The sequence below is a fragment of the Providencia sp. NPDC089933 genome, from assembly GCF_049545585.1.
Lineage (GTDB): Bacteria > Pseudomonadota > Gammaproteobacteria > Enterobacterales > Enterobacteriaceae > Providencia > Providencia huashanensis.
The window spans coordinates 77,531-97,506 of record NZ_JBMWDT010000003.1 but is presented as its reverse complement, the minus strand read 5'-3'; the positions used below and the strand labels follow the sequence as shown (position 1 = coordinate 97,506).

The 19,976-nt window shown below is 39.3% G+C and carries 21 protein-coding genes and 1 tRNA gene; 17 read left to right on the top strand and 5 right to left on the bottom strand.

Features of this window, described 5'->3' with window-relative positions; all coding sequences use genetic code 11:
• The first annotated feature begins 49 nt into the window (after nucleotides 1-49).
• The 17 genes from ACPEH5_RS05985 to ACPEH5_RS05905 all read left to right on the top strand — a co-directional run bounded on the left by ACPEH5_RS05985 (nucleotide 50) and on the right by ACPEH5_RS05905 (nucleotide 15,219).
• Nucleotides 50-1,639 carry an ABC transporter substrate-binding protein gene (locus ACPEH5_RS05985; protein ID WP_071547765.1) on the top strand — a complete coding sequence of 530 codons (1,590 nt, stop codon included), beginning with the start codon at nucleotides 50-52 and terminating at the stop codon, nucleotides 1,637-1,639.
• Entirely contained in the window at nucleotides 1,624-2,607 is a 984-nt protein-coding gene (locus tag ACPEH5_RS05980) for an ABC transporter permease (protein WP_370661901.1), read from the top strand. Before ACPEH5_RS05985 ends, ACPEH5_RS05980 begins: the two co-directional genes overlap by 16 nt.
• Nucleotides 2,604-3,410, top strand: a complete 807-nt coding sequence (locus ACPEH5_RS05975) for an ABC transporter permease (RefSeq protein ID WP_042848776.1) — start codon at nucleotides 2,604-2,606, stop codon at nucleotides 3,408-3,410. Before ACPEH5_RS05980 ends, ACPEH5_RS05975 begins: the two co-directional genes overlap by 4 nt.
• Nucleotides 3,410-4,189 carry an ATP-binding cassette domain-containing protein gene (locus ACPEH5_RS05970; RefSeq protein WP_042848775.1) on the top strand — a complete coding sequence of 260 codons (780 nt, stop codon included), beginning with the start codon at nucleotides 3,410-3,412 and terminating at the stop codon, nucleotides 4,187-4,189. The genes ACPEH5_RS05975 and ACPEH5_RS05970 overlap by 1 nt, the downstream gene beginning before the upstream one ends.
• Before the next feature lie 221 nt (nucleotides 4,190-4,410).
• The gene (locus ACPEH5_RS05965) at nucleotides 4,411-4,713 is read left to right on the top strand and encodes an urease subunit gamma (RefSeq protein WP_042848774.1); all 303 of its coding nucleotides are present in this window, start codon (nucleotides 4,411-4,413) and stop codon (nucleotides 4,711-4,713) included.
• Nucleotides 4,714-4,732: 19 nt separating this feature from the next.
• A complete protein-coding gene (locus tag ACPEH5_RS05960; protein WP_042848773.1) occupies nucleotides 4,733-5,158 on the top strand; it encodes an urease subunit beta in 426 nt (141 codons plus the stop codon).
• Between the two features lie 62 nt (nucleotides 5,159-5,220).
• Complete coding sequence (locus tag ACPEH5_RS05955) at nucleotides 5,221-6,939, top strand: urease subunit alpha (protein ID WP_281110683.1); 1,719 nt, start codon at nucleotides 5,221-5,223, stop codon at nucleotides 6,937-6,939.
• 63 nt (nucleotides 6,940-7,002) lie between these two features.
• Nucleotides 7,003-7,659 (top strand): urease accessory protein UreE, encoded by a 657-nt coding sequence (gene ureE / locus ACPEH5_RS05950; RefSeq protein WP_042848771.1) that lies wholly within the window; start codon nucleotides 7,003-7,005, stop codon nucleotides 7,657-7,659.
• Nucleotides 7,660-7,688: 29 nt separating this feature from the next.
• Nucleotides 7,689-8,375: an urease accessory protein UreF gene (locus tag ACPEH5_RS05945; protein WP_042848770.1), complete on the top strand. Its 687-nt coding sequence runs from the start codon at nucleotides 7,689-7,691 to the stop codon at nucleotides 8,373-8,375.
• 29 nt (nucleotides 8,376-8,404) lie between these two features.
• The gene (gene ureG, locus ACPEH5_RS05940) at nucleotides 8,405-9,037 is read left to right on the top strand and encodes an urease accessory protein UreG (RefSeq protein WP_042848769.1); all 633 of its coding nucleotides are present in this window, start codon (nucleotides 8,405-8,407) and stop codon (nucleotides 9,035-9,037) included.
• A 2-nt stretch (nucleotides 9,038-9,039) separates the two neighbouring features.
• Nucleotides 9,040-10,005 carry an urease accessory protein UreD gene (locus ACPEH5_RS05935; RefSeq protein WP_042848768.1) on the top strand — a complete coding sequence of 322 codons (966 nt, stop codon included), beginning with the start codon at nucleotides 9,040-9,042 and terminating at the stop codon, nucleotides 10,003-10,005.
• A gap of 141 nt (nucleotides 10,006-10,146) precedes the next feature.
• Complete coding sequence (yut, locus tag ACPEH5_RS05930; RefSeq protein WP_042848767.1) at nucleotides 10,147-11,136, top strand: urea transporter; 990 nt, start codon at nucleotides 10,147-10,149, stop codon at nucleotides 11,134-11,136.
• A gap of 30 nt (nucleotides 11,137-11,166) precedes the next feature.
• Nucleotides 11,167-12,342, top strand: a complete 1,176-nt coding sequence (locus ACPEH5_RS05925) for an ion channel (protein ID WP_042848766.1) — start codon at nucleotides 11,167-11,169, stop codon at nucleotides 12,340-12,342.
• A 101-nt stretch (nucleotides 12,343-12,443) separates the two neighbouring features.
• On the top strand, nucleotides 12,444-13,679 hold the full coding sequence (locus ACPEH5_RS05920; RefSeq protein ID WP_042848765.1) for an SLC13 family permease: 1,236 nt from the start codon (nucleotides 12,444-12,446) through the stop codon (nucleotides 13,677-13,679).
• 19 nt (nucleotides 13,680-13,698) lie between these two features.
• Nucleotides 13,699-14,298 carry an ATP-binding cassette domain-containing protein gene (locus tag ACPEH5_RS05915; RefSeq protein WP_071547770.1) on the top strand — a complete coding sequence of 200 codons (600 nt, stop codon included), beginning with the start codon at nucleotides 13,699-13,701 and terminating at the stop codon, nucleotides 14,296-14,298.
• Nucleotides 14,299-14,448: 150 nt separating this feature from the next.
• A complete protein-coding gene (crcB, locus tag ACPEH5_RS05910) occupies nucleotides 14,449-14,829 on the top strand; it encodes a fluoride efflux transporter CrcB (RefSeq protein WP_042848763.1) in 381 nt (126 codons plus the stop codon).
• A 12-nt stretch (nucleotides 14,830-14,841) separates the two neighbouring features.
• The gene (locus ACPEH5_RS05905; protein ID WP_042848762.1) at nucleotides 14,842-15,219 is read left to right on the top strand and encodes a CrcB family protein; all 378 of its coding nucleotides are present in this window, start codon (nucleotides 14,842-14,844) and stop codon (nucleotides 15,217-15,219) included.
• A gap of 408 nt (nucleotides 15,220-15,627) precedes the next feature.
• On the opposite strand, the gene ACPEH5_RS05900 is transcribed toward ACPEH5_RS05905, so the two are convergent.
• The 5 genes from ACPEH5_RS05900 to mutY form a co-directional block, all read right to left on the bottom strand.
• Nucleotides 15,628-16,638, bottom strand: coding sequence for an FUSC family protein (locus ACPEH5_RS05900; protein ID WP_240133349.1), 1,011 nt, complete (start codon nucleotides 16,636-16,638; stop codon nucleotides 15,628-15,630).
• 510 nt (nucleotides 16,639-17,148) lie between these two features.
• Nucleotides 17,149-17,224 (bottom strand) — tRNA-Phe (locus tag ACPEH5_RS05895).
• Between the two features lie 187 nt (nucleotides 17,225-17,411).
• On the bottom strand, nucleotides 17,412-18,485 hold the full coding sequence (gene mltC / locus ACPEH5_RS05890; protein WP_042848739.1) for a membrane-bound lytic murein transglycosylase MltC: 1,074 nt from the start codon (nucleotides 18,483-18,485) through the stop codon (nucleotides 17,412-17,414).
• A 54-nt stretch (nucleotides 18,486-18,539) separates the two neighbouring features.
• Nucleotides 18,540-18,809: an oxidative damage protection protein gene (locus ACPEH5_RS05885; protein WP_042848738.1), complete on the bottom strand. Its 270-nt coding sequence runs from the start codon at nucleotides 18,807-18,809 to the stop codon at nucleotides 18,540-18,542.
• Between the two features lie 11 nt (nucleotides 18,810-18,820).
• Complete coding sequence (gene mutY / locus ACPEH5_RS05880; protein WP_048608261.1) at nucleotides 18,821-19,873, bottom strand: A/G-specific adenine glycosylase; 1,053 nt, start codon at nucleotides 19,871-19,873, stop codon at nucleotides 18,821-18,823.
• Nucleotides 19,874-19,976 lie beyond the last annotated feature (103 nt).

Below are 19,976 nucleotides of genomic sequence, written 5' to 3'. Positions count from 1 at the left end.
CACCGGTTGGGGTAGCTGCTAAATACAGCTGGTAATTTAGGATGGGTATATGAAAAAGAAAATAGCAATAGCTATTCAGGCTATTTGTTTTATGGGGCTATCGATGGGTGCAAATGCTGCGACCGATACACAGCAACCACAAACTTTGCGTCTAGCGATTGGCTCTGAACCAACCGAGGGTTTTGACCCAATGTTAGGTTGGAGCCACGGCAGCTATTTACTTTTACATAGCCCATTACTCAAGCAAAAAGCGGATTTGTCATGGCATAGTTACATGCTTGAGAAATATGAACATTCAGATGATGGTAAAGAGTGGACATTAAAATTAAAGGATGGACTTAAATTCTCCGATGGCTCCCCTTTAACGGCAAAAGATGTCGTTTTTACCTATAACAATGCAGCAGCAAGTGGTGGAAAAGTGGATATGGGGAACTTTGCTAAAGCGCAGGAGATTGACCCATCAACCGTTAAAATCACATTATCCTCACCCCAAAGTACCTTTATTAACGTTTTGGGTTCATTAGGCATTGTTTCAGCAGATAAATATGATGCAAAAAAATATGCACATAACCCTATCGGAGCAGGCCCCTACCGTTTAGTGAATTTCCAGCCGGGCCAGCAATTAATCGTAGAAAGAAACCCTTTCTATGCGGGGCCTAAAAACGATTTCGATAAAATGGTTTTTGTCTTTCTCAATGAAGATGGCGCTTTTGCTGCCGCTCAAAGTGGTGAGCTAGATATTGTACGCATTCCCGCAGCTGTCGCGAGTAATGCTAAAGATGTCAAAAGTATGAAACTAATTGAACGCCATAGTGTTGAAAACCGAGGGATCTCATTCCCAATTCCGCCAGCGGGCGAGAAAAATGCCTCAGGCGACCCAATTGGTAACGACATTACTTCTGATGTTGCTATTCGCAAAGCGATCAATTACGCCATTGACCGCAAACTATTAGCAGATGCTGTTTTAGAAGGCTTTGCTATACCTGCTTATACGGGCGTTGAAGGCTTGCCTTGGAATAACCCTCAATCTTCGTTTAAAGATGGAGATATTGAAAAAGCGAAATCTATACTGGAAGACGCTGGCTGGAAAATTAATAAAGACGGCTTAAGAGAAAAAGACGGTAAGGTTGCGAAATTGACACTGTGGTATGCCAGTGGTGATAGCACTCGTCGTGATTTAGCTCAAGCCGTAAGGGCTAGCTTAAAGCCGATTGGTATTGAGATGGATTTAAAATCAGGCAGTTGGGAAACCGTGGAAAAGTACATGCATGCCAACCCAACATTATTTGGGTGGGGGAGCCTTGACCCAATGGAACTGGTGCATAACTACAGCAGCAAAGCGGCGGGTGTCGGGTTTTATAACGCAGGTTACTATAAAAATCCCGCAGTTGATAAGGTGATAGAAGAAGCACTTCGCCAACCAGATCAAGATGCCGCTATTCCATTTTGGCAAAAAGTGGATTGGGATGGACAAACAGGAACTGGTATTCAAGGTGACGCCGCTTGGGCTTGGTTAATGAACGTACAACATCTTTATTTATTGAATAACTGTGTTGAGCTAGGTAAAGGGGCACCTGAAATCCACGGTTCATGGTCAGTGTTGAATAATGTTGATGACTGGGCTTGGACCTGCAAGTAATGCGGACAACCATAGGGCTTTTGTTCAGGTTTATCTGTTTATTAGTGGTGACTGCATTTGGGGTTTTTATTCTCCTTAGCTATTCACCTATAGACCCAATTAAAGCCTATATTGGTAATGATTTAATGCATGTTCCCCCAGACCAGTATCCGTTGATTGCGGCTCGCTGGGGGCTTGACCAACCATTGTGGATGCAGTTTTGGCGTTGGTTTTCTCAGTTGTTACAAGGTGATATGGGGTATTCCATGCTCTATAACATCCCTGTATCACAGGTGATTACCGATAGGTTAGCGCCATCGTTAGCTTTGTTATTATCGGCGTGGCTGTTTTCTGGGGTGATTGGTTTTGGTTTGGGGCTGATAGCAGGGCGCTACCTAAATAGATGGCCAGATAAAATTATTTCAACGCTATCTTATTTATTGGCGTCGATCCCCGTTTTTTGGGTTGGTTTACTGTTATTGTCACTTTTTGCTGTTTCACTACAGTGGGCACCGATTTGTTGCGCTTGGCCGATTGGCTTAGATGAACAATCATCCACACTGTCACAAAAAGTGCATCATCTTGTGTTACCTGTAGTGGCTCTAGGGATGTTAGGCATTGGTAATATAGCGCTGCATACTCGTTCGAAAGTTGCTGAGGTGATGAACAGTGAGTTTATCCACTACGCGAAAGCTCAAGGGGATAAAGGGTGGTCGATGATAAGCTTTCATGTGGTAAAACATGCGATTACACCCGCAATATGTTTACAGTTCGCCTCTATTGGTGAGTTGCTCAGCGGAGCATTACTAGCAGAAAAAGTGTTTGCTTATCCTGGATTAGGCCAAGCAACCATTGATGCTGGCTTACGTGGTGACATCCCTTTGTTAATGGGGATCGTGATGCTATGTGCGGTAGTGATTTTCTTTAGTAATAGTATCTCTGACATGATGCTTAAGAGAGTGAATAAAGGGGTACTCCGAGAGCCATGACTTATAACCCAAATAAAGCCTTAATTAAGTTAGTTATTTCATTGTTATGTTTATTGGTTTTAGGGGCTTATGCCGCATGGCTTTCTCAAACTGATGTGGATGTGAATTTACTCGACCGTCGACAAGCGCCTTCATGGGCACATTTATTCGGTACGGATAATTTAGGTAGAGACTTGTGGGACAGAGTATTTCAAGGAATAGCGACCAGCTTACAAATTGGCACCACCGCAGCATTATCGAGTGGAGTGATAGCGCTTGTGATGGCAAGTTTATCTTCGTTCAGTAGGACGATGGATTATGTTATTCGTGGCTGTATTGACTCCCTGTTAGCCTTGCCTCACTTGCTATTATTGATATTGATTTGCTTTACGTTAGGTGGTGGAAAAGTGGGCGTAATTTGGGCTGTTGCTTTGACTCACTGGCCAAAGCTAACGTTGGTCTTACGTTCCGAGTTGCTTCGAGTGCAACAAACAGATTACATCATGTTATCGAAACGGATTGGAAATAGTGCGCTTTACCGATGCCGATATGACTATTTACCGATGATCCTTTCACAATGGTTAGTAGGGACGTTATTGATGTTCCCACATGCGATATTACACAGTGCGGCATTGAGTTTTTTGGGTTTTGGTTTGTCTCCACATGAAGCATCGTTAGGTATTTTACTTTCCGATGCATTGCGTTACTTAAGTACTGGTGCGTGGTGGTTAGCCATGTTTCCGGGCGTCGCATTAGTTGGGTTAGTGCTGTTATTTGATCAGTTTGCTAAAGCGGTACAACAATTATGGTTGAGGAGCGATTGATGCTAAGTTTTGATAACCTAACGATTGATGTTGCGAAATTTCGCTGGCTAGGCAAAAAGCGTTGGTCTCCACTTTTACAAGATATCTCATTGGATATTGCGCCAGGTGAAATGGTTGCATTGGTAGGAGGAAGTGGAGAAGGGAAAAGTTTACTTCTACAAAGTAGTTTAGGTTTATTACCTGAAAATATGCGTTGTCGCGGTGATATTGTATTAAATGGGTGCCAGTTGACAGAAAAGTCAAAACAACAATATCGCGGTAATTCACTGTGCTATATCCCACAAGGGGTTAGTGCATTAAATCCACTCATTAAGATAGGCCCTCAACTTGAACGTGCTGCGGTATTAAGTGGGCAGCATATTAAAATGCATGACGTTGCATTGCATTTACAGCAATACAATTTACAAGCAGATTTAATTCATAGTTATCCCAATAAGCTTTCAGGGGGAATGGCAAAACGCGTTCTCGCTTGTAGCGCGACGCTCTCCCAAGCTGAATATATTCTTGCGGATGAAATTTCATCATGGCTAGATGATGAACATGCGATACAACTTCTACAACATATCAAATCTCTTTGCTTTGCTGGTAAAGGTGTTTTATGGGTTACTCACGACCTTGCAATGGCGGTGCGTTTTGCTGATCGCATTGCGTTATTGCGTAATGGTGTTTTAGAAGAAGTACTCAGCAGTGAAATATTAAAGCAAGGCGGAGGAGGGAAGTGGTTTCAATCTCTATGGAATTCTTTGCCTGAACAACAGTTTATGAATTGGACTCAGTGAATAAATATTATTTAAAAATTAAATGTAGGAAGTCACTAATAAATAAAAACTCTTATTTCGACTGTCTTAATTTGAATGTTTATTGGTGTGAATTTTATTTATTTAACTCGTCGTTATTAGATATTTAACTCAATTTATATTTAAAAATAAAATGAGTTATTCGCTCATAAAATGATTACTTATCAGTATTAACACTAAGCTTTATCAATTGAGGAGGCGTTATGCAGTTAACCCCAAGAGAAATTGAAAAATTGATGGTTTACACACTTGCTGATGTGGCTGAAAAACGCCGCGCACGTGGCGTGAAATTAAATTATCCCGAAGCCGTTGCCATTATCACGGTTACTGCACTTGAAGGTGCCCGTGATGGTAAAACCGTTGAGGATGTGATGAAAGAAGCAGCGACTGTTTTAACAAAAAAAGACGTTATGGATGGCGTGGAAGACTTAATTCCAAATGTTCAAGTAGAAGCTATTTTTACTGATGGTACTCGCTTAGTGACCGTCCATAATCCGATTAAATAAATGAAGGATGAGGTGAAATATGAGTAATTCAAAAACAAACATTAAAGCCCCGACTCCTTTAGGTGGTGTTATTTTTGCAGATGAGCCTATTGAGTTCAACGTTGGCAAACCTGAAACAAAAATTAAAGTCCGTAATACCGGTGACAGGCCTGTGCAAATTGGTTCCCACTTTCATTTTTTTGAAGTTAACCATGCATTAGAGTTCGACCGTGCAGCGGCTTACGGTAAGCGTTTAAATATTGCCTCTACAACGGCAATTCGTTTTGAGCCAGGTGATGAAGTAGAAGTTTCACTGATCCCTTATGGCGGAAAACAAAGTGTCTATGGGTTTAATAACCTTGTTGATGGTTGGGCGGGTGACAACGTTGCCGCTACTGAACGTCCTGCTAAAGCAATCGCCTTAAATAAAGCAATTGCTCGTGGTTTTAAGCATAAGGAACAGTAAGCGCGTTAGATGTCAGTAATGATGAATAACAATGCACCTTCTTAACATTAAAGGTAAATAACATGCCAAAAATTTCTAGACAAGAATACAACGGTTTATTCGGGCCAACAGTAGGCGATAAAATTCGTTTAGGCGATACCGACTTATATATTGAAATCGAAAAAGATTTACGTGGATATGGCGAAGAGTCTGTCTATGGTGGAGGTAAATCTTTACGTGATGGTATGGGAGCAAATAACACTTTTACCAGCGACAATGGCGTTTTGGATTTAGTTATCACTAACGTCACCATCGTGGATGCACGTTTAGGTGTCATTAAAGCCGATGTGGGGATTAAAGCGGGTAAAATTGTTGGTGTAGGGAAAAGTGGTAACCCAAATATTCAAGATAACATCACACCAGGCATGGTTGTCGGGGTATCTACGGATGCTATCTCTGGTGAACATTTAATCCTAACGGCTGCCGGTATTGATACCCATATCCACTTGATTTCTCCGCAACAAGCCTATGCCGCGTTATCAAATGGTGTGACAACTTTCTTTGGTGGCGGTATTGGCCCAACTGATGGAACTAACGGTACAACAGTGACGGCAGGCCCTTGGAACATGCGCTCTATGTTACGTGCTATCGAAGGTTTACCTATTAACGTGGGTATTTTAGGGAAAGGTAACTCGTATACACGTGAGCCACTTATCGAACAATTAGTTGCAGGTGGTGCGGGGCTGAAAGTTCACGAAGACTGGGGCGCAACAGGGAACGCTATTCGTCATGCGTTACGTATTGCTGATGAATTTGATGTACAAATCTCAGTGCATACAGACAGCTTAAATGAAGGTGGTTATGTTGAAGACACCATCGAGGCCTTTGAAGGTAGAACTATTCACACCTACCATACAGAAGGTGCGGGTGGTGGACATGCTCCAGATATCATTAAAGTTGTTAGCCAACCTAACGTATTACCAAGTTCAACCAACCCAACGTTACCGTTTGGCGTGAATAGCCAGTCAGAGCTATTTGACATGATCATGGTATGCCATAACCTGAACCCAAATATCCCTTCGGATGTGTCATTTGCGGAAAGCCGTGTTCGCCCTGAAACCATTGCAGCAGAAAACGTGCTGCATGATATGGGCGCTATTTCGATGTTCTCAAGTGACTCACAAGCGATGGGGCGTGTGGGGGAAAACTGGCTACGTATTGTCCAGACTGCGAACGCCATGAAAGCTTCCCGTGGCAAGCTACCTGAAGATGCTCCGGGTAATGATAACTTCCGTGTTCTGCGTTACGTGGCAAAAATCACTATCAACCCTGCAATTGCTCAAGGCATCAGCCATATCTTAGGCTCGATTGAAGTTGGCAAAATGGCCGATCTCGTATTATGGGACCCACGTATGTTTGGGGCTAAACCAAAACTGGTCATTAAAGGTGGCATGATCAACTGGGCTGCAATGGGTGATCCAAATGCATCCTTGCCAACACCTCAGCCTGTTTTCTATCGTCCAATGTTTGGTGCGATGGGTAAAACTGTCAATGACACCTGTGTGACTTTCGTTTCACAAGCAGCATTAGATGATGGCATTAAAGAAAAAGCCGATCTTGAGCGCCAAGTGGTTGCAGTCAATAACTGCCGAGCAATCGGGAAACGTGATTTAGTGCGTAACGGTGAAACACCAAATATCGAAGTTGATCCTGAAACTTTTGCTGTAAAAGTGAATGGTGAACACGCAACTTGCCAGCCGATTAGCGAAGCTGCAATGAACCAACGTTATTTCTTTAGCTAATCAGTACATGTTTGGATTATCTGCCCGCCGGTGGTGGGCAGAATTAACATAAAAGGTAATATTATGATCATTATTGAACATATTCTTGGCAATGTTAAAAAAGACCCAGTGTGGCAAGCACGTCAGAAAAATGCTGATGTTGATATTTTGATCCTCGATCAACGAGAAGCTCAGAAAAGCCGCTGCCGTAAAAATACCGAAAAAGGCCAAGATTTAGGTATCGCGCTGGACAGGAATGTCTTGTTATCTGATGGCGACGTTTTGCTATTTGATGAAGCTACCAACGCAATGACGATAGTTCAGATCTCCTTACGTGACGTCATGATGGTCAACTTATCCCACCTAAAAAATCTAAGTACAGAAGAACATATTCGTATTAGCTTCGAATTAGGGCATGCATTAGGTAACCAACACTGGAAAGCCGTTTTAAAGGGAGACCTTGTTTACGTACCGCTAACGGTAAGTGAAAAGGTAATGGGGTCGGTCATGCGAACGCATGGTTTTGGTGAAGACACCTTTACCTTCGTGAAGGGCGAAACTATTTTACCTGAATTGAGCCACTCTGAAGCGCGTTTATTATTTGGTGGGGCAGAAGAAACGGATACGCATGTTCATGTGGAATTAGGGCAGATCCACGGACACAGCCATAGTCATGGGCACAGCCACGATCACAACCATGATCATCATCATGACCATGGGCACTCTCATACACACAAATAACGTTCGTGTTAATGAGTAAGGAAAGTGATATGGAAGCATCTGACCTAATTAGAATTATGCAGTTTGGTGATTCAGCATTGCCAATTGGTGCATTTACATTTTCAAATGGGGTTGAATCCGCCATTCAAAAAGGTGTTGTCCACGACAAAGAAACGCTGAAATCCTTTGTTCACACGTCTTTGAAGGTTGCTGCACATTCAGATTGCATTGCTATTGTGGCTGCACATCGCGCCACTCTTGCTCAAGATAGCGACACATTGGCGAAAATTGATTGGGCTGTAAATAACCGCAAGCTGAATGAAGAAGCACGAATAATGACAACCCGAATGGGGAAAAAACTCGCTGAAATCTCAGTTCATATTTTTGAAGATCCACTAGTGAGTGGATGGCTTGCAAAAATCAAAGCGAATGAGGTTCCGGGAACCCAGCCGGTGATACAAGCCATGGTTATGGCAGTACAAGGAATAACAGAAAGAGATGTTGTCGTGATGCACCAATATGGTATTGCCATGACAATTTTAAGTGCGGCGATGCGATTAATGCGTATCACTCACTATGAAACTCAGCATATTCTTTTTGAATTAAATGAAGAAATTAAGGTTTTTTGTGACATCGCAGCCTGTGGTGACATAGAACAAATGTCCTCATATGTTCCTGTTATTGATGTCTTAGCTGCGGTACACACTAAATCATTTGTCCGTTTGTTTATGAACTAACGAACAACTAAAAATTTTGGGGAAAAACGATGAAAAAAATGACTCGGATCGGAATTGGTGGGCCTGTTGGCTCAGGAAAAACTGCAATTATTGAAGTGATCACCCCGATCCTTATTGAAAGAGGCATTAAGCCGCTAATCATCACAAACGATATTGTGACGACCGAAGATGCGAAACAAGTAAAACGTACCTTGAAAGGTATTCTTGATGAAGAGAAAATTTTAGGTGTTGAAACGGGGGCATGTCCTCACACTGCGGTACGTGAAGACCCAAGCATGAACATTGCTGCAGTTGAAGATATGGAAGAACGTTTCCCTGATAGCGACGTGATCATGATTGAAAGTGGTGGCGATAACCTTACTTTAACTTTTAGTCCTGCACTAGCAGACTTCTACATCTATGTCATTGATGTAGCTGAAGGTGAAAAAATTCCACGTAAAAATGGCCCAGGTTTAGTACAAGCTGATATTTTAGTTATTAATAAGATTGACTTAGCGCCTTATGTTGGTGCTAGCCTTGAAGTGATGGAACACGACACGAAAATCGTTCGTGGCGACCGTCCCTATGTACTAACCAACTGTAAAACAGGGGAAGGGGTTATTGAGTTGGTTGATATGATCATGGATAAATTTCTCTTTACGCACCAAGTTCCAAGGGGGTAAAGATGACGAATTTCAGGGCAGATATAGCAAATACTCCAACGCGTGTTAAAGCTCATATTTTAGGCAGCAATGCACCTGAACTCGCCGCATATCAAGATGAACCGAAACAAATGCAAAGTGGTGCTGTTGGTAAAAGTGGTTACTTAAAATTAAGGTTTGCTCAAGGTGAATATCGTAGTGAGCTGGTGGAAATGGAGCGTCGTGTTCCCTCATTAGTGCAAAAAGCACTTTATTGGGATGAACTGATGCCCCAACTGCCTTGTGTCACGATGATTTCAACTTCAGGTAGCCTATTACAAGGTGACCGACAAGCCCTTGATATTATTGTTGAAAAGGGGGCTTGTGCTCATGTGACAACGCAGTCTGCGACCAAAGTTCATATGATGGAAGCGAACTACGCCACACAGTACCAGAATATTGTCGTTGAGGAAGATGGGTATTTAGAATATTTACCAGACCCAATCATTCCTCACCGTAATTCTCGGTTTATTACTGACACGCGGATTAATATTCATCCAAGTGCAACGATGATTTACTCAGAAATACTGATGTCAGGTCGAAAATATCATCACCCAGATGAGCAGTTTGGGTTTGATGTTTTTTCATCACATATTCGAGCAGAGTCATCGTTAAATAAAGAGTTGTTTGTTGAAAAATATATTTTAGAGCCCAAAAAGGCACCGCTAAACATTACTGCGGTTATGGATAGCTTCGATACTTTTGGCAATGTGATTTTACTGACACCTAAAATTCATCATGAACGCATTTTAGAACGGTTAGATGCGATATATGACCCGAAAAATGAAATTGCTTTTGGGGCAACTCAATTACCGAATGAGTGTGGGTTAATATTTAAAGCATTGGGGGTTGATAGTCCAAAAGTGAAGGATGCCGTCAGGTATTTTTGGCAAATAGCGAGAGAAGAAATATTAGGTATTTCGCTACAAGAACCTTTTTTATGGCGTTAAATATTTTTTAGCAATGAGATACACAGTAGTCATAAAGTGACTGAAATAACCTTTTGGGTTATCTAGGTAATTTATTAATATATTATCAGTAGAGTGATTTTTATAATTTCTCTACTGATATTCCTATTAAGGAATTTCACGATGGAAAAAACAATAAACCAGAACGCTTGGAATAAGTTGGCCAGCGAAAATATAGCGATACAATTTATTGATATCGTTTTGCGTGGCTGTGCTCAAGTTATGTTTCAAAATAACGCACTAACCGGACTTCTATTTTTTATTGCGATTTTCATCGGTGCTTTTTTAGAAGGGATGCCGCAAGTCGCTCTAGGTTGTTTGTTAGGCACCGTTGTCGCTACACTTACAGCTTATATTAGTAAGTTAGATACTGAATCGTTGCGTTCAGGGCTTTATGGTTATAATGGCTGCTTAGTTGGAGTTGCACTACCGACTTTTTTAGAGAATACCCCATTTGTTTGGTTAACTATCGTATTAGGGAGCATTGTTTCCGTTATAGCCACTATCTCTTTAATGGATTTTCTAAAAAATTGGAAAGTCGCAGCATTAACTGCTCCTTTTGTTTTAGTATCATGGATTATTCTGCTCGCGAGTTATAACTTCTTAGGTATTGAAGGCGTTGCGTTACCAACTCCTGCTCTGCCAAAACAACTTATTGAACCTATTGGGTCAATTCCTCACAGTGACCTAATCGCTGATATTTTTCGTGGTGTTTCTGAAGTATTTTTACTTAGCAGCATGGTTGTCGGTATCATTTTTGTAATTGGTCTAGCGGTGAGTTCTATGTGGGCGGCGATATTTGCCGTATTTGGTTCTCTTCTTGCTTTTATCGTTGCGACCTTTTTAAAAGGTGATTTTGCGAGTATTCACACTGGTTTATATTCATTTAGCGCTGTATTAACTGCGATTGCTCTAGGTTCTACGTTTAATAAACCGAGCTATCGGGTGGTGGTTTATGCCATCGTTGGTGTGATATTCACCGTATTTGTTCAAGGCGCACTCGACATTATTCTTGAACCATTTGGTATCCCGACTTTAACGATGCCATTTGTTCTAGCATCATGGCTATTTTTAGTACCGAACCAAGATATTATGCCTAAGCATCGGCAATAATATTGCAATAAAACTTTTTGGTATTCAATTATGAAAAAAAATGCAATATATAAATATATTCAAAATATGAGAATGCTACGCATAGTGCTCTCATTATTAATACTTGCTGATGGGGGCTTGATTATTTCCCCCATCATTTCAACTTATGATTTCCATTTATACTCGCAGCATCTAGGTTTTGTTGATTGGCTACAATCTTTAGGTTTAGTTAAATTATTAGATATTCCAAGGTTTGCTATTGGTGTAGTGCTCATTATTCTTGCTATTCCTGTTTATTTAGGACTACGTATAGGTTGGTTATTTAGCTGCTTTATGCTGTTCATTATTATGTTAATTAACTTGGTATTAGCGAGAGAAAATGCGCTGACTGGAACCTTTTCACTAATAGTGTTGATTATTGCCATTGCAAATTGGAAAGCATTTAATCGCCATAGCTTATCTGGCGCTGGCTTTGTTGCTTTTATGAGCTTAAGCGTCCTACTGGGCTATTCTGTATTTGGGACTTTGTATTTAGGCGAACAATTTCAACCTCATGTTACTGATATCTCATCCGCATTCTATTTCGCTTTAGTTTGTATGACGACAGTCGGGTTTGGCGATATTATTCCGATTAGTGTTGAAGCTAGGTTATTTACAATTTCGATTGTTATTTTAGGTATTACAATTTTTACAACCTCTATTGTCTATTTCCTAGGGGTATTTGCAAAGAGCACACAAGAAATTGTTAAGAAGAGATTATTTCGTATGAAAAACCATTACATTATTGTTGGCGCAAGCCCTTTAGCTTTAAACACCTACCACGGATTAAGAAAACGCGACTTAGACGTCATGGTACTTTGCCATGAAGAACAGAAAAAGAACTATCCAGATAATGCGCAAGTTATTGCCACGGAGAAAATAAATAAACATACATTAAATAGCGCTAATTTAGGCCAGGCTAAAGCATTATTTATTCTAGGTAGCTCTGATTCTGAAAATACTATTTCTATGTTAGCGGCGAAAGAAATTGTTGGCGGAAACATTAAAAGTGTTATTGCTGTCAATGATGATAAAAATTACGAAAACATGCAGTTATTGCATGCAGACTTGCTTATTTCTCTCTCATCTTTAGGGAGTGAAGTGTTGATTAAAATGATTTTTGGAGAAAATATTAATAACCAAGTGATGGAAAATATTATCTTTTCAAACAACATCTTAGATTCGTAGTATGCAAGGGTCTCAATTGTATAATTGCTGTTATGGAATATCTACAGCTTTATCATTTATACGAAGAAATAAAAATATAGATAAGAGATAGAGAATTTATTATGGATCTAACCGTTATTATTTTTATTTTAGTGTACGTCGCAATGGCTTTTGGGACTTTCCCTGGGATTAAAATTGACCGTACTGGCGCATCTGTAGCGGGTGCATTGGCCATGATAGGGTTTGGGATTATCTCGCCAAAATTATCTTGGGATGCCATTGATTACAGTGCAATTGGGCTATTATTTGGTTTAATGGTGGTATCCGCATCATTTACGGTATCAGGTTTTTATCACCAAGCGGCTCAAAAAGTCGCTAGCTTAAATATTAGCCCACCCAAATTAATGGCGGTTTTCATTATTGTTGGGGCACTTCTTGCTTCAGTACTTACAAACGATATTGTTGTCGTTGCAATGACGCCTTTATTGGTGTCTATCACGTTATCTCGAGGCCTTAACCCTATTCCTTTTTTACTTGGCTTTTGCTTTGCTGCCAATAATGGTGCCGCCGGTTCTTTAATTGGTAGCCCTAAAAATATGGTTGTTGCACAAGGATTGGACTTATCTTTTATTGGAATACTCAATATTACGGCTATTCCAGTATTATTTTCAATTCCAATTGTATGGTGTGTGATCTCCTTACTTTATCGTAACCGCTGGTATTTATCTGAAGATAAAAAATCATTAATGTCTAGTGGTGAGCCTTCAGTTATTGAATTTAATTGGTGGGAAACAATAAAGGCCGCTACAGTTTTATTTGCTGTTATTTTGGCTTTTTTATTCAGTGATTTGCCGCGTGAGCTTGTTGCATTATCGGCAGCATGCTTTTTATTGTTAAACAGAAAAATAGCGTCCAGTGACATGTTAAAGCATGTTGATGGTGACTTAATTCTGCTAATGATGGGGCTATTTATTATTAATGCCGCATTTTCAAATACGGGTATTCCTCAAGAGATACTACATTACTTATTGGGTAAAGGTATCGACCTAAATAGCCCGATTACGTTATTTTTAGTCACTATCGTGATGAGTATTTTTGTCGGAACCACACCAACGGTTATTTTATTGATCCAGTTTGTTTACCCTCATGGCAATGTTGATCTACTCGGTGCAGCGTTAATTTTAGGTGCTTGTTTTGCAGGTAATATATTTATATTCGGTAGTATTGCTGGAATTATTGCCGTTGAACAATCTTCAGCCCACGGCATTAAAATATCGTTTTTAGAGTTCACTAGATCTGGCGGTATTATTTCCATCATTTGTATTTTTATTGCTGTTGTTTGGTTATCCATCTATTAGCTTATAGAGAGCTGAAAATATGTTAGAAGTTAAAAACTTATGTATAAAGCAAGATAACCGAACCTTATGGGATTCGCTTTCTTTTTCACTGGATAAAAATGAGCGATTAGGGATTTCAGCACCGAGTGGTTTTGGTAAAACAACCTTGGGCCGTGTATTAGCACAATGGCAAATACCGACCCAAGGAAATGTATTATTTAATGGCAAAAGTTTATCTCAAAAAGAATATTGTCCTATTCAGTTAGTTCCTCAGCACCCTGAAAAATGTTTTAACCCGTACCGGACAGTAGGGGAAAGTGTTAGGGATGCTTGGGAGCCTGACCCATACTACCTTGAAAGGTTGTTCATTAAATCAGAGTGGTTGGTTAGAAGGCCAAGTGAGCTTTCTGGTGGTGAACTTGCTCGAATTGCCTTATTAAGAGCCTTAGACCCAAGAACAAAAATATTAATTGCGGATGAAATTACCGCACAGTTAGATGCGCATTTACAGAAAGATATATGGCAGTTTTTAATTCAACTTTCGGAAGAAAGACCATTATCGATGATTGTTTTTAGTCATAATAAGTTCCTATTGGAAAAGGTGTGTACATTGGTTTGGAATATGGCAATATCAGAATGAATTATCTTATAAAGCTAAATAAGATTACTGGCTATTTAATATCGTCATTTAACGATTATTGATTAACGATGTTCAATTAATGTGTGTGCTTTAATTTAAATTCTAAAAACGATGTCTTTATATCTATGATATTAAATAGAGGGCGTTGCAATGGTAGCTGTTGATATTTTATTAGTCGGTTTTGGCGGCGGTATTGGTTCATTACTGCGGTGGTGGATTGGTCGCTTAGTGGGGGAGCGTTATCATGGGAAATTCCCATTATCAACATTCATTATTAATATTTCAGGAGCATTTGTTATTGGTTTTTTAAGCCGTTATTTTGCGATCGATTGGGATGACCGTTATGGTGCATTTCTACAATCAGCAATTTTAACTGGATTACTGGGGGGGTATACAACGTTCAGTAGTATGCAGCTTGATGCCTTGAAGTTAACTCAAACTAGACAAAAATTGCTCGCCTTATTTTATTTATTACTTTCGGTTTTAGTTGGGTTAGCTGCGGCATTTACTGGTGCTTGGTTAGCAAACTAACAGGGGCTAAAAATGAATATCATGATCTTAGTTTTTATTGGTGGTGCAATTGGTGCAATTTGTCGCGAGTTATTGATGATATCTGTTCCAACCATGAATGACCATTTCCCTCTTGACATATTTATAGCAAATATCGTCGCATCCTTATTGTTGGGTATTGTTGCAGGCTTACTTATGAGAAATAAAATAAGCCAAGGGATGAATGCTTTTTTAGCTACAGGGATCATGGGAGGGTTATCGACATTTTCCAGCTTTGTGTATGGAGCAGTGGAAATAATGAAGTACCCACAGTTCTTCTTAGTTGCAATAAGCTATTTGGTTTTAAGTATCGTTATCGGGTTTGTTGCGATTTATATCGGATACTCAGTAGGTAATAAGCAATATAGTTAATTATCATACTAATATTTTTAAATTTATAAGAGAATAAGAGGTTTTGAAATGAAAATAGGTAAATCAATATGGCATGGGATCACTTCAAAGCCTTATAGATTACAATTATTTTTTGATATAATACTTTTAATATTATCACCTGTGATCTTCATAAGTATAATTGGCTTTGATACTAAAACTCTAGATATGGATGTTTTTATTGTTACATTAGTTATTCTGATTTATATTTACATTACACGTTGGTTTAGCCATTGGTATTGTAATAGACGTGAAAAATAAGTGCATAGATATACAAAAATTTGATAAAGCTACATTTGCTTTTTTGTCATAACTAGCGTCTGTTGTGGTCTAAAAAGAGAGGAAGCTTCATGGTTTATAAATAAGAAGCTTCCCTGTTTTTCCTTACTATTAACTTGTGATTTTCCTTTTCTTTATAATCCTTATAATGTTTAAAACCAAGCTAGCAAGGATTGCTACAACCCCACCTATAAATGTCTCATATACCCTTGATATGGGAAGTAAATAAGTTGGGTTATGTAAAAATAGCGTTTCCTCAAGAAGAAGTAAAACAAATACAGTAATAGAGAAGGTCTTTAGCATGTAATTTAAACGGAAAAATGTAGGGATAAAAAATATGGTTAAAGCTAATACAGATAAGTAAATATAAGTTTCTTTTGATTTTGTTATACTAAACATAGTGATGACAAAAGCTGCTGCTAATAGACTTCCTAAAAACCTAAGTAACGTAACTTTTATTATATTCATTTCTTTTGGGTGGAGTAACATAATGAATGTTAGAGGAGCCCAATAAGGTTTGTATAGATTTAGATAGTCGGGTATTGAAAGGCTTAAGAATAGAAAAAAGCTGAAAAAGAAGGCTCTTATATATATTTTTTCGTCACTATGATAAATTTCTTTTGAAAATAACCCATTTTTAAACGCATGAATTTCATTGTTTTTATGTTTCAGTAGGCTAAAAATGACTAAACTAACGGCAACCCCCGAGAGATATGCCATTGGCAAGTCAATGCTAATAGAGTCTAACGTTGTTCCCATACAGGAAAAAATAATTAAAAATGGAAATGTGCGATCTAAATAATCATCTTTTTTGTAAAAAAGGTAATAACAATATGATAGGATAAATAAATAGATATAAAAATAAATGGTTAGCTTTAGTAGAAAACCAATGCCCCCACCAACGATAACCAAACATAATAGAAAAAAGATGTAAAAAATATTGCTGCTATCAGGTTTTGCATCATAGACGATATTAGAGAATAATGTTGTTATAACTCCAAATACTCCACCAATGGTGCCAAATAAAGAAAAACAGATAGTTGAGTTTACTATTGCGGCAATCAAAAATGTTCCGTTATTTCTAAAATTAATATATTTTAATTTTTTATTAATATCTTTCATATTGCTCACTCATTTCATTTTTAAGTTATTTGTATCATATTTTGGAATGAAGTTATATAGTCGGAAAATGTATTGTTTTTATATGCAGAGGTGATTATTAAAATAATATTAAGCTAATTTTTATGTAAATTTTAACTAATTGGTAAACTTAATTGGTGGTTATTCTGTTGGTTCCTAAAACTGAGTAGGTTTTTTAACAGATAAAAATTGTTGCAGCCCACGATAAACTAGAGAGCATCGGTATGGGCCTCACATAGGTATGGGCCTCACATAGGTAAGCGTCAATTTTTACCTAATGACATTACGCTGGCAATATCACATATATCAGTCACAGTTATAGTGAGCTTCCTGAGGGGGATGTGAGTACAATATCGAGTACTCTTAAACAACACTCGGACAATGAAGTTGATAATAGATAGAGTCGAGTTGAATTGGAACTTAGGAGAGTGTTGAAATTAGCGGGCTTTACAAACGAAAACAGACGTCGATTGACGTCTGTTAATAATGAGGTGGTGCCCGGACTCGGAATCGAACCAAGGACACGGGGATTTTCAATCCCCTGCTCTACCGACTGAGCTATCCGGGCAACGGAGCGTATTAAACCTGATTTCATTGGTTGAGTCAAGGCGCTTTCAATAAACTTTTGACTGTATGCGCTTTTTTTCAACATGTTAGCTAGTTTTTAACCGAAAACACATAAAAAGACTAAGGTTATTAGTCAACGCCAGCCTGAAATGGCTTTAGGGTTGGCTGGCGTTGATGTTTATCGGCTTTTAGCGTAAGTAATTTTTCTGAGCTTTATTCACTTTAATTAGATAATTACGTGACTCAGCGGCAGGGTGTTTAGTGGACAATGTTTCATATACCTCACCTGGCTCTAAATTATTAATACGTTGTGCTGCTTGTTTTTTATCACTGTGAAAGACACGCAATACGCTGCCAGCACCGCCGTTATAGGCCGTTATAACGGCATATCGGCGTGATGTTTGGTTACGGATATCGCCTAAATAACTGTTTTGTAATATCGCCAAATAGGCTGTACCAGTATCGATATTTTTTTCAGGGTCAAATAAATAACTACGGCTAGGAACACCGGATTTACCTTGTGAGCGGAAAACATCCTTACCCGCAGTATTTGGCATTATTTGCATTAACCCCATAGCATCCGAACGGCTTACAGCATAAGGGTTGAAACTTGATTCAATTTGCATAATCGCCAGAATTAGTGATTCATCAACACCATATTTTGCGGCTGATTTTTTAATATATGGCAAATACTTATGAGCTCGTTTGTCTAAATGATTCGGGACTAATTGCATGGTCACTGACCAAACAACATTCATACCAGACTGCCGGCGCTGCATTTTATTTTCGACTAGATAATCAGCAAACTTTGTTGCACGCCATTCCCAACGAATAGCTTCCCCAGTGTTATCGAGTACTTGGCCAAATAAGAATGGCTCTTTACTGTGGGGAATATCATTAATATCAGAGTAAAGGTCGATAGAGTTGGGGTCATCACCCATCAATAATGTGGTGACAATTGCTTTTTTTAAGTGTTCAGACGGCTCTATTGCTGAAATAGTTTCGACGGTGATAGTCCCTGCATCAAAGTTAATATGGCTGCGGGTACGGTATTCATCTGTGTATTTCACATAGTCTTTTGGACCTGCAATCAGCACTTCTTTAATGCCCCAAATATTTTCAATATTATGGGCAAATTGCCCCATTAAAATATCGAACCCATTGGTGTCTTTGACATGATTAGGGTTAAAGTCAGACTTTTGATTACTAGAACATGAAACAATTAGAGGGATCAATAAGCTCAGCGCAAATAGTTTTTTCATACGATTCACAGTCTTGGTGCAAGAGTCTACCTACTGAGTAGGTAGACAAACAGATTATTTTTCAGGCGTATAACCATCAATATGAATATCATGACCTTCAAACAAGAACTTGATCATTTCTTGTTCTAACATTTTACGGTCATCGGGGTTCATGGTATTGAGTTTCTTTTCATTAATGAGCATGGTTTGTTTAGCCATCCATTGACTCCATGCTTCTTTCGATATCTCGTTAAAAATACGTTTTCCTAACTCACCTGGGTAAAGCTGAAAATCTTGTCCATCAGCATCACGTTGTAAGAATGTACAAAAAATGGTTCTACTCATTAACTTTTTCCTCAAATTTCAGGTAGTAAGGCAAGCTGCTTTAATAAATTTTCAACTGGGGCAGCAAGACCGATAGTTGCACCTAAGTGTAAGTTATACCAGAGTCCTTTGCCTTCATCCATGGCAGAATTAAATGCCTGAATATTAACTTTTACAGGGATAATATCTAAATGAAAATGGCTAAATGTGTGACGGAAGGAAATTAATTGCTCTGGCGAGTTATATTCAAGGCCAGAATCTTTTAACCATTGATTAAGTTGCTCTAAAGACTCAAATTGAGGGAAGGCAAATAGCCCACCCCAGATGCCTGATGGCGGTCGTTGTTCTAACCATACATTATCTTCGTGTTGCATAATTAAGAACCAAGCACTTTTTTCAGGGATCTTTTGTTTCGGTTTTTTTCCGGGGTAGTTCGACCATGAGTGATTCGCATAAGCAATACAGCCAAAATTAACAGGGCAAATTTCACATTTAGGTTTACTACGGGTGCAGACCATAGCCCCTAAATCCATCATGGCTTGGTTAAAAAACTCGACCCCAACTTTTGGCGTGACGTCAGTGCTAATATCCCACAGGCGGTTTTCCACTTCCTTTTTCCCCGGCCAGCCATCAACCGCATAGGCACGAGCTAACACGCGTTTAACATTACCATCTAAAATAGGGTAGTGCTGCTGTTGTGATAATGACAAAATCGCCCCTGCTGTTGAACGCCCAACACCGGGTAGAGCAAGTATTTCATCGAATGTACGGGGAAATTGGCCATTATATTGAGTGGCGACCATTTGTGCGGCTTTATGTAGGTTACGAGCCCGTGCGTAGTAGCCAAGACCTGTCCACAGGTGTAATACTTCATCAAGCGGCGCATTGGCAAGGGCTGTGACATCCTCAAAACGAGCAATAAACTTCTCAAAATACGGAATGACAGTACTTACTTGGGTTTGTTGCAGCATAACCTCTGACAACCACACATGATAGGATGATTTTTCCTGTTGCCAAGGCAAGGTTTTACGGCCGTATTTGTGATACCAGCCGAGCACTGCAGATGAAAATTGTTGAGCTTCCATTGATAATTTTATTTTTATTGATATTGCCAGTCATGGTAGGAATTGCAACATAGACTACGGGGGCTGTAAACCGCTATTGTGTGGTTTAGTGTAAAGTTAGCTA

Excerpts from the sequence above, each read along its gene's own strand:
- ureG (WP_042848769.1), top strand. The coding sequence starts at position 8,405 with ATGAAAAAAATGACTCGGATCGGAATTGGTGGGCCTGTTGGCTCAGGA.
- ACPEH5_RS05885 (WP_042848738.1), bottom strand. The coding sequence starts at position 18,809 with ATGAGTAGAACCATTTTTTGTACATTCTTACAACGTGATGCTGATGGA.
- ACPEH5_RS05945 (WP_042848770.1), top strand. The coding sequence starts at position 7,689 with ATGGAAGCATCTGACCTAATTAGAATTATGCAGTTTGGTGATTCAGCA.
- ACPEH5_RS05960 (WP_042848773.1), top strand. The coding sequence starts at position 4,733 with ATGAGTAATTCAAAAACAAACATTAAAGCCCCGACTCCTTTAGGTGGT.
- ACPEH5_RS05970 (WP_042848775.1), top strand. The coding sequence starts at position 3,410 with ATGCTAAGTTTTGATAACCTAACGATTGATGTTGCGAAATTTCGCTGG.
- mltC (WP_042848739.1), bottom strand. The coding sequence starts at position 18,485 with ATGAAAAAACTATTTGCGCTGAGCTTATTGATCCCTCTAATTGTTTCA.
- mutY (WP_048608261.1), bottom strand. The coding sequence starts at position 19,873 with ATGGAAGCTCAACAATTTTCATCTGCAGTGCTCGGCTGGTATCACAAA.
- ACPEH5_RS05925 (WP_042848766.1), top strand. The coding sequence starts at position 11,167 with ATGAAAAAAAATGCAATATATAAATATATTCAAAATATGAGAATGCTA.
- crcB (WP_042848763.1), top strand. The coding sequence starts at position 14,449 with ATGGTAGCTGTTGATATTTTATTAGTCGGTTTTGGCGGCGGTATTGGT.
- yut (WP_042848767.1), top strand. The coding sequence starts at position 10,147 with ATGGAAAAAACAATAAACCAGAACGCTTGGAATAAGTTGGCCAGCGAA.
- ACPEH5_RS05985 (WP_071547765.1), top strand. The coding sequence starts at position 50 with ATGAAAAAGAAAATAGCAATAGCTATTCAGGCTATTTGTTTTATGGGG.
- ACPEH5_RS05975 (WP_042848776.1), top strand. The coding sequence starts at position 2,604 with ATGACTTATAACCCAAATAAAGCCTTAATTAAGTTAGTTATTTCATTG.
- ACPEH5_RS05935 (WP_042848768.1), top strand. The coding sequence starts at position 9,040 with ATGACGAATTTCAGGGCAGATATAGCAAATACTCCAACGCGTGTTAAA.
- ACPEH5_RS05915 (WP_071547770.1), top strand. The coding sequence starts at position 13,699 with ATGTTAGAAGTTAAAAACTTATGTATAAAGCAAGATAACCGAACCTTA.
- ACPEH5_RS05920 (WP_042848765.1), top strand. The coding sequence starts at position 12,444 with ATGGATCTAACCGTTATTATTTTTATTTTAGTGTACGTCGCAATGGCT.
- ACPEH5_RS05900 (WP_240133349.1), bottom strand. The coding sequence starts at position 16,638 with ATGAAAGATATTAATAAAAAATTAAAATATATTAATTTTAGAAATAAC.
- ACPEH5_RS05905 (WP_042848762.1), top strand. The coding sequence starts at position 14,842 with ATGAATATCATGATCTTAGTTTTTATTGGTGGTGCAATTGGTGCAATT.
- ACPEH5_RS05965 (WP_042848774.1), top strand. The coding sequence starts at position 4,411 with ATGCAGTTAACCCCAAGAGAAATTGAAAAATTGATGGTTTACACACTT.
- ureE (WP_042848771.1), top strand. The coding sequence starts at position 7,003 with ATGATCATTATTGAACATATTCTTGGCAATGTTAAAAAAGACCCAGTG.
- ACPEH5_RS05955 (WP_281110683.1), top strand. The coding sequence starts at position 5,221 with ATGCCAAAAATTTCTAGACAAGAATACAACGGTTTATTCGGGCCAACA.